10 protein-coding genes are annotated in these 8,236 nt (G+C 43.1%); 9 read left to right on the top strand and 1 reads right to left on the bottom strand.

Translation table 11 applies throughout. From position 1 onward, the window contains the following. Positions 1-138 precede the first annotated feature (138 nt). Entirely contained in the window at positions 139-495 is a 357-nt protein-coding gene (locus B3N33_RS05715) for a four helix bundle protein (protein ID WP_214060034.1), read from the bottom strand. 205 nt (positions 496-700) lie between these two features. Between B3N33_RS05715 and B3N33_RS05710 the strand changes: the two genes are divergently transcribed. The 9 genes from B3N33_RS05710 (at position 701) to B3N33_RS05670 (ending at position 8,013) form a co-directional block, all read left to right on the top strand. Further along, positions 701-1,483, top strand: coding sequence for a tetratricopeptide repeat protein (locus B3N33_RS05710; protein ID WP_292592446.1), 783 nt, complete (start codon positions 701-703; stop codon positions 1,481-1,483). 649 nt (positions 1,484-2,132) lie between these two features. Continuing rightward, the gene (locus B3N33_RS05705) at positions 2,133-2,558 is read left to right on the top strand and encodes a hypothetical protein (protein WP_292592445.1); all 426 of its coding nucleotides are present in this window, start codon (positions 2,133-2,135) and stop codon (positions 2,556-2,558) included. A gap of 15 nt (positions 2,559-2,573) precedes the next feature. Next, a complete protein-coding gene (locus B3N33_RS05700) occupies positions 2,574-3,005 on the top strand; it encodes a helix-turn-helix transcriptional regulator (RefSeq protein ID WP_292592444.1) in 432 nt (143 codons plus the stop codon). A gap of 1,038 nt (positions 3,006-4,043) precedes the next feature. Continuing rightward, complete coding sequence (locus B3N33_RS05695; protein ID WP_214061149.1) at positions 4,044-4,817, top strand: TIGR04255 family protein; 774 nt, start codon at positions 4,044-4,046, stop codon at positions 4,815-4,817. Beyond that, positions 4,817-5,197 carry a hypothetical protein gene (locus B3N33_RS05690; protein ID WP_292592442.1) on the top strand — a complete coding sequence of 127 codons (381 nt, stop codon included), beginning with the start codon at positions 4,817-4,819 and terminating at the stop codon, positions 5,195-5,197. Before B3N33_RS05695 ends, B3N33_RS05690 begins: the two co-directional genes overlap by 1 nt. 9 nt (positions 5,198-5,206) lie before the next feature. Next, on the top strand, positions 5,207-5,731 hold the full coding sequence (locus B3N33_RS05685) for a hypothetical protein (protein WP_214061147.1): 525 nt from the start codon (positions 5,207-5,209) through the stop codon (positions 5,729-5,731). Positions 5,732-6,794: 1,063 nt separating this feature from the next. Next, the gene (locus B3N33_RS05680; RefSeq protein ID WP_214061146.1) at positions 6,795-7,178 is read left to right on the top strand and encodes a hypothetical protein; all 384 of its coding nucleotides are present in this window, start codon (positions 6,795-6,797) and stop codon (positions 7,176-7,178) included. A gap of 4 nt (positions 7,179-7,182) precedes the next feature. Beyond that, positions 7,183-7,590 (top strand): helix-turn-helix domain-containing protein, encoded by a 408-nt coding sequence (locus B3N33_RS05675; protein WP_292592440.1) that lies wholly within the window; start codon positions 7,183-7,185, stop codon positions 7,588-7,590. A 3-nt stretch (positions 7,591-7,593) separates the two neighbouring features. After that, on the top strand, positions 7,594-8,013 hold the full coding sequence (locus B3N33_RS05670; RefSeq protein WP_214079283.1) for a protein-export chaperone SecB: 420 nt from the start codon (positions 7,594-7,596) through the stop codon (positions 8,011-8,013). Positions 8,014-8,236: the final 223 nt, after the last annotated feature.

Below are 8,236 nucleotides of genomic sequence, written 5' to 3'. Positions count from 1 at the left end.
TGGGCTACTCACCAGTTGCAAGAAGAACGAAAAGAAGATTAAGAGCAGTTCCAAGATGCAGGTTCTCAGTTGCAAGAAAGAAGAACTGTACAACAGAAGGGATCTAGAACTGCTCATGAGCCTAGCTCCGCTGAAAGATCAGTCTTTGAGAGATTTTATGAGGCCATTGAGCATTTTACTTATCTCCTCTCCGGTCTCGATGAGCTGGTCTCGAACTTGATCAGTGATGTAACCAAGTCTGAAGGCTATTTCTATCTGAGTGAAGGTTTCGAGAAGAGATCCTCTAGCCTGATAAAGAAAATGAACAAACTCCTTCTTGAAATACCTTCCGGAGCCTTCGGCGATATTCGAGGGGACTGATACCGCTGCTCTTTGGAGCTGGGAAGCGAGACCGAAACGTTCAGAATCCGGGAAGTCTCTAGTTATCTTGTAGATGCTGGTTACATAATCCATACTGGCGTTCCATACAAGAAGATCTTTGAAAGATGTCGACACAGCTAGAACCTCCTTTTCTGAATGATGATCAATCAAAGTTTCGCCGAAATCATCGATTCATGCAACTGGTTTCCCTTGCAACTCACAACTCAGAACTTGCAACTGGATTTTCCCTTGCAACTCACAACTCAGAACTTGGAACTGGTTTTCCCTTGCAACTTGTAACTCAGAACTTGCAACTGAATTTACAGAAAGGAGAAATATCATGGAAGACAGAATAACCAAGACGATGGCTCTGCTTCTGGATGGAAGTTGGAAAGAAGCAGCCAAGCTTTATCGCGAGATAATAAACGATCTCTCAAAGAAGGAGAGTGTTTCAGAAACAGTTCTAAATGGAGAAAGTAGTCAATGCGCTTCTGAGGCTGAGAAGAGTGTATCCGTAGCGAGCGAGTTCGAAAGCTGGGTAACTTTGAACGAGGAAGAGCTGTGGGATCTGGGGCATATCGCCTATCTCTTCGATGACACAGAGACTGCAGAGTCGCTTATTGAAGAGCATTATTCCAGGAAACCGAATGACATAGAAGGAATGGTCTTCCTCGGAAAGATCTACAAGAAGCGAAAGAAGCCTTACAAATCCGAACTTATGTTCAGGGCTGCTCTTTGGGAAGACAAAGATAACATGAAAGCTGTGGAAGAGCTTGTTTATCTCTATCTCGATACTGACAGGCCTCTCGATGCCCTCGCATGGGCTCAGAAGCTGCTGAGGCTCGATCCCCGGACTCCGAAAAGCTACTTTCTTGCAGGCAAGGCACTCGAGAACCTCGACAAACCAGAGCAAAGCAGAAGATACATCATAGCAGGTATGATCCTCGATCTCTCCAGCTCCAGAGGATCAAGCTTTCAGAACTTCTACGAAGACAAACTCGGCGAATCGATTACTATTGCTGATCTTGATGATGCCAGAGAGGTTATTGAGGAATGGGTGGGAAAAAATCAGCACACCATTGCAGGTACGCAGCAGGTGACCAAAGCAAACCCTATTCAGTAGATGCTTTCCGGAGAATAGCAAACAGTCAAAGGGTAACATGATTCGTTTTGCCCACTGCATATTCACATAGCTGAACCGAAGCCGGGCGCCCGCCCGGCTACTTCAATTGTCTATCATTGGGACAAACGTCTTCAGTTCAGAACGATCTCTTCTTGGTAAAGAAATTCGACAACAGTTTATGAAATGTATATCTGACATCGTTGGGATTTATTCCGTAAGTCGTAGGCAGGTTTTGGTTCTGCTGATGAATTCTCATGTGAACTGAGGCGAACTATGCCCGTCTGCTTAAACAACTTTCGATAGTAAGAGAAAGTAGATCAACTGGCCCGGCTACAGATATTAACTTGCGAATATCTCGCAATAAGAAAGTGCTTTGTGCTTGTTGCAATCAATGGAACTTAGTGAATATTCAAGGTTTCTCGCGAAGAGAAAACCAGTTGCAGAGGAAATGTTGAAGTCCAACTTACCAATTATTCTACATCCAGAGATCAACTCAAGAGGATTACTTAAACCATCCCGAAAGCTCATGGAAATCATTTGATATCGCGAGCAATGCCTTATTAATTGACCCAAGATGGTTGTAACGAGTAATAATCGTTACGGATCGTTCTTACAATAATACAACTTATAAGTTATAAATAGAGGTAAGATGGAGAGAAAGATCGATGTCTTATCCGACGAAAGAATGCAGAGGGAATTTGACAAGTACGTAGGAAAGAATCCCTCCAGAAAGAAGGATCTGATAAAGAAAAGGTTTTTGCTCACCGAGCTGCTGGAGAAGGCGGGGGAGAATTATCTGAAAACGGAACTTGCAAAACCGCGAAGATCTTCCCGCCTGGAGGTTTTGAGACGTACGAAGACCAGTTATTCAATATGTTCTCTTCATCTTACAGAGACGAAGAGGAATGATCCAGAAAACGCAAGGATTCTTTTCTGCTTCTTCAATGATAAGAAGATTATTGTTTATCTTGTCTTCTTTGATGAGTCCGATGAAAAGTATGAGAAGGCGATCGAGAGACTGAAGTCGAGGATTTGTGAATGGACCGGTCGGGGATTTAATGTGTGCAAGTTTTAGGAGGTGCAGTTGTTTATGTTTTCATGGGTTGAAGGCGAAAGAAAGAGAAGAATGAATACTGAAAATCCAGAGCCTCCATTCAAGAGAGACAGAGAACTGTTGTTAGAGTCGGCAGACGATGACACGAGATTTGAGTTGAACTTGATTGGAGTCATGACGGATATTTCTGCAGCTCTTATTAACTATCGGGCGAATAAATCCCTTTCACAAAAGGAGCTGGCAGAAAAACTAGAGTGCAGCCAGGCAATGATCTCGAAGATCGAAAGTGGCGACTATAACTTCACAATAAGAAAGCTTTTTGACGTTGTCAACAAACTCGGAGGTCGTGTATCTCTTGAGATTGACTTCAAAGATGATACTTCGATTCCAGATTCTTCTGAAGAGCGAGTCTCAATATGGGAGTACGTTGGCAATCAAAGCATCAAAGGGATGAAGAATAGTGCCTGAGCCAGTGAATGCCGAGTTCCGTTTCTTGGCGCACAGAATTTCTGATTTTTCGTTTACTCTCCAGGAGGGGGTCAAAAACATGTCAATTTCGCTGGACCTGCATGATCCAGAGCTTGAATATGGGCGTGCCGATAACGGTTGCCTCCTCGGCTTGTTGTCTCTCTCAGTCAAAGTCAGGGGTCGAAGCGGAAGAAAGATGGCTTTGAAGCTCGATGCAACAATCAAGGGTAGGTTTGAAGCTCCCGAGAATATGGAAGACAAAACATTCGAAGACTTTTGCATGATTAGCGGGACCGCAACTCTGATCCCTCTTCTTAGGGCCGCTATTATCTCTTTCACTTNNAGGATATTTGTATTGAAGAAAGCAGCTGCTAGCGCGAGGCTTCCCGGAGAAAACCGCTCGAAATCAGCGTGGAATCCTATGATAATTACTGCTGATTAGGGACTCGTCTACTTGAGACCGTCTTTCGCCAGAACATGGCGACACTGAAAATCAAACCCCGCTGTACAGGGCAGCCGCCAGTAGAGGCCCTTCTTTCAGAAGGATTTCATTTTTCTCATGAGACAATAAACAGAACCCACAAAAGAACACTCCAAATCGAGTGTGGGGCCATTGAGATACTCAACGAATCATGTGCGCGGTTATTTGAAAACGCGGTGGTACGTCTGGATTTCTTTTCCATTTAGCCCTTCTTCAGCGCCTTTTGGGTTTCTTGCTGTCAAAGGGCAGTGTTGACTTTTCTCGAAAATAGGGACTTCGTATTTTGAGTTGAGATCAGTCTTTTTTTCTCCCTATTTGGATCTTGATGATAATTATCTATCTTTTGACATGGTTGACGACTGCAATTCAGTCCTTCCAGAGAAAAAAATTCTGTTGAGGTTCGTGTCTTTTTCTTCTTCAGAATTCTTCGAGATCTTCTCTAATTGCTGACTTATATCATCTGGGAATTGGCTTGGAAATCCGGGAGAGAAGTAACGTATGATAATATATTAATAAGCCAGAATGCAAGTATTTTCTGTATGAGATTGGTGTTTAACATGAAGTGGCCAATTCTTAAGAACAAACCTCTAGTTGAGGCAATATTTGAGCTGCGCTGGGCTCTGAAAACCCAGGAGTCAGGATCGATAATCGATCCGCATTATAGGATAGTCTTGGGGAGCCTATACAGTAGAATTCGTGACGAATATCCTTTTCACGAACAGCTTCCATCAGCTTCTATACCTGATGAAATGGCGCCTTTTGTTGTTCAGCACCAGTTCCGAAAAGGGCAAGCGTGTTGGCCTTTGGTGCAGTTGGGACCCGGAATTATCACGCTGAATGCGACTGAAGACTATTCGTGGGATGATTTCAGAGGCAGGATTAGCCGCTTGATCAAAGATTTCTTCGAGTCTTATCCAGATCCAGACATCAACCTGAAGGTTAATATGCTTTCCCTCAGATATATTGATGCAATAGATTTTGATTACACTTCGGAAGACTTGTTTTGCTTCTTGCAGAGGAATCTGAAAGTGAACGCTGGGATAGATAACAAACTCTTTGAGAAATGCAGTTTAGACAAGAACCCTACTGCATTTGATTTTAGGTATGCTTTTCCGACAAAGGAAGAAGATAGTCAACTTAATTTCCGGGTAATGCGAGCCAAGAAAGGTGAGAGAGATGTTCTGCTCTGGGATACCCAGATTGTAAGGATCTCCGACGAAGCTCTCAGTCCGGTTGTGAGAATCATGAAATGGGTTTCTGAAGCTCACTCTTTGGCGGACGATTGGTTCTTTGGGTTGATTGAAGGTGATTTACTCAGGAGGTTTCAGTGATGTTAGCTATTACTGTTAGAGAATTCGATTCCTTTGTATTGCCAAACGGGACTGCTTCGTCAGTTTTCGAGAATTCCTCTGTCTTGTTTAGGCAATTCCCAGAATCAGCACTCTACAAGACATTGAATCCTTCAAGGATAATCGAATCGGGTTGCGGATCAAGTGGTTTTGCCGACGCTGGTACTGTGCTTGATACATTGTTTCCTGTCTGGTTCTCGGAGACAGGAACTTCAGAAATCGTTCCCAGTGTGAGAGAAGCTAGAAATTCTGTACCTCTGCCAGGCCATTTGCCCCCGAAAGCAAGGTACAAGATTAGATTGACCATTAGAAACGTGAAGAAAGGTCAGCCAAATCGACTGGATGACGTTGACTTGTTCTAGGTGATTGTGATGGCAGAGTATCCCTGGTATAGAACGGTTGAGAAAGGCCAGCCGCCAGAGCAAGGTGATTTCGTATACTCATGCCCAATTATTGTTCCTCCAGCCACGATCGAAGAATACAAACAGGTCGAGGCCGATGTGATTACTTATGATGTTTTGATCATGAGTCAGTCTTGTGACCTAGCAAACAAGAAGATTGACCTGGTTCTTGTCTGTCCGGTTTGGCCCTTAAGGGCAATAGAGAATTCAGTTCCTCACTTCAGAAAGAGCTCTGGAAAGGAAGATCTTCGCAGGGGGCATCTTCATGCATTCCATCTCTTGAACAAGAGCGAAATTGACAAGTTCACAGAGGACTTCTTGGTAGTTGATTTTAGAAACGTTTACGGTGTTCACTATGACTTTCTGATAGAACATCTGAGAAGACAAGGAGACCGGCTTCGATTGCTTCCTCCGTACAGAGAACACCTCGCCCAGGCCTTCGCGAGATTTTTCATGAGAGTAGGACTACCTGCCGATATTCCTAGATTTAAATGAAAATGATTCAAGACCTGAAAACCTGACTACTTCATTTCTTCTGTTTTTTCGGAAGGAGCTTCTTTCTTAAAGAAGGGCAATAAACAGGACCCGCAAAAGAAAACCCTAAATTGGGGCTGGGTCTTTAAGACACTCAACGAATCAAACGCGCGGTTATTTGAAAACGGGGTGGTACGTCTGGCTTTCCTTTCCATTTAGCCCTTCTTCAGCGCCTTTNNAAAGGAGGCTAACATCCGATTCTGAAAGGTGAAGAAGGCGGCTCTTCTCCAGTGAGATGCATAGCTGAAATGGTTGCCATTCATTCTGCAAACGAGAAGTTTTGTTCTGCAAGTCGTAGGCAGGTTCTGGTTCTGCTGATGAATTCCCATGTGAACTGAGGCGATTCCCAATTTGATTGTTTCCCTCAAACTAAGTGAGATTCGCAAGGTTGAAGAGGGCCGCGGTCTCTTCCAAAAACGATCACTGTTGTCAGTTTAAGGGCTTGACAAGGCTAACTATCTACTAATCACATCATATTAGTGTATTTTGTTCTGAATGTTTAGTGATGTAAAATAACAGACGTGTCGTAATTAAATTCAGGAGGATAGCAATAAAATCAGGGAGAGAGCCTACGAGATCCTTAGCATTAGGGGTTCCGGGAAAACCTGCGAAGAAATGTCAAGGTCCAACTGCTTGATCATGAGACATTCAGAGACTGACTCAAGAAGATTACTGCAACCATATGGCAAGAAACGGCCACGAAGTGGAAGAATTCACTTCAGTGTTCTTTTTGCCAGGGACGGACCCGAGGTCAGTTGCGTAAGCGTTTGGGGGATGTATGAATGCGAAGGGGTGTTATTTGGCTTCTTCGCTCTGAGGTTTGGTGAGACATTGGCAGTCAAAGACGCGAACCACTGCTAGCCAATAGTGCAGTATATGCCGTTTCTTGTCGCCCAGGAAACTGCATGCATGAGAAAGCGGAAGAATAATGAGAATAAACGTGCATACTTTAACCTAATCAACCGTGATTGTAATTCCCTCGAATCATAATTACATAAGTTATAGGTTATAAATGAGGTGTGCGATGAGAATCATAAGATCAGAAAGCTTCAATTCCTGTTTTCTGGATTTTCTGGACAAGCATAATAATAGGGTAGCTCCTGTTATGGACAAGCTTGGTTTCTTCGAAGAGGTACTTGAAAGAGATGGGCCTATAGGAGTCAGAAAGTCCGGTCTACTGGAAAAGTTGCATGGTACGAGCATTAACAGCATTACGCTGATTAGAAAAGGATTGAATGTTCGTTGTTTGTGTTTTTTTCCCAGCAATGGTATTGAAGAGGTCTGTGTTTTGCTTATGGTGTTCATTGAGAAAAGCTCAGCAGATTATGTTAAGGCAGTTAAACAAGCTGAAAGTCTGGCGGATAAATGGTTGAGCGATAATAAAGGATTCAAAGTTCGAAAGGGGTGAAATAATGGCCATCAAGAGGAATTCATCTTTCGGTGAGTTTCTTGACCAAGTTGCCAAGACCTACAATGTTGAAGATTCTCTCGCTATAGGTAGGATTAAGGGTCAAGTTGCCAGTCAGTTAATGAGCTACAGAAAAGAAAGAGGTCTTTCGCAGAAACAATTGGGTGAGCTGTTAGGTTTTAAGCAGCCATACGTTTCAAATATTGAACGTGGAGAAGAGAATCTTAGCTTAGAGACTCTTGTCAAGATCTCTTCCTGTCTTGAAGGAAGACTGAATGTAGATCTTGGAATAACTGACAGAAAAACCGAAATAACAAGAGAGGTAATAAAATACATTCCTATATATATTCCCGTAATTTCGGTGAAGAATAATGAAAGCTATTTTAGATGGAAACCGAGTGAGGCGGCTTGATAAATGCATAGAGTGGAACAAGCGATACTTCAAATGAAAAGATATCTGATAAAGGAGTTTTCCTTCTCCTACACTCCAGTACAAAATGAGATCGTGATATCTATTGAACTCGGTAGAGAGACGAGAATTATCGAAGAAGACGGTAGGAAGAACTGTCTTCTTGCGCTCACTCTAACAGCATTTGGTAGAGCCGATGAGACAGATTATCTTACGATAAAGGCAAGCATGGAGGGTGTCTTCGAATGCCAAGAAACCCTCGAAGAAAAGGCATTAGAAAAAATGGTTGCTGAGAGCGGTACTTCAATACTTCTGCCAGTACTACGCGCAGCTATTTTATCGTTTACAGGGCAGGCAGGCCTTACACCTCCAATTGTTATTCCACTTATGAATCCACGTTTTTCTTCGGAAGCAGAAAAAAAGTAAAGAGTCTATATACGTTTCCTCAGCTTCTCATCGAACATCTAGATTGATCATATGATATAGCCAGAGGATATTTGTATTGAAGAAAGAAGCTGCTTATGCGGGGATTCCCAGGAGAAGTCGCTTGAATTAGTGTAAGAATCCTACTGTAATTACTGTCTTAGCCGCTGAACCTGATTTGGAATCTCGATTCTAAGAACCGCTGTACGCTGATGAAAACCACGTT

The organism is Mesotoga sp. UBA5825 (assembly GCF_002432955.1).
Taxonomy (GTDB): domain Bacteria; phylum Thermotogota; class Thermotogae; order Petrotogales; family Kosmotogaceae; genus Mesotoga.
This window is presented reverse-complemented; position numbering and strand designations above follow the sequence as displayed.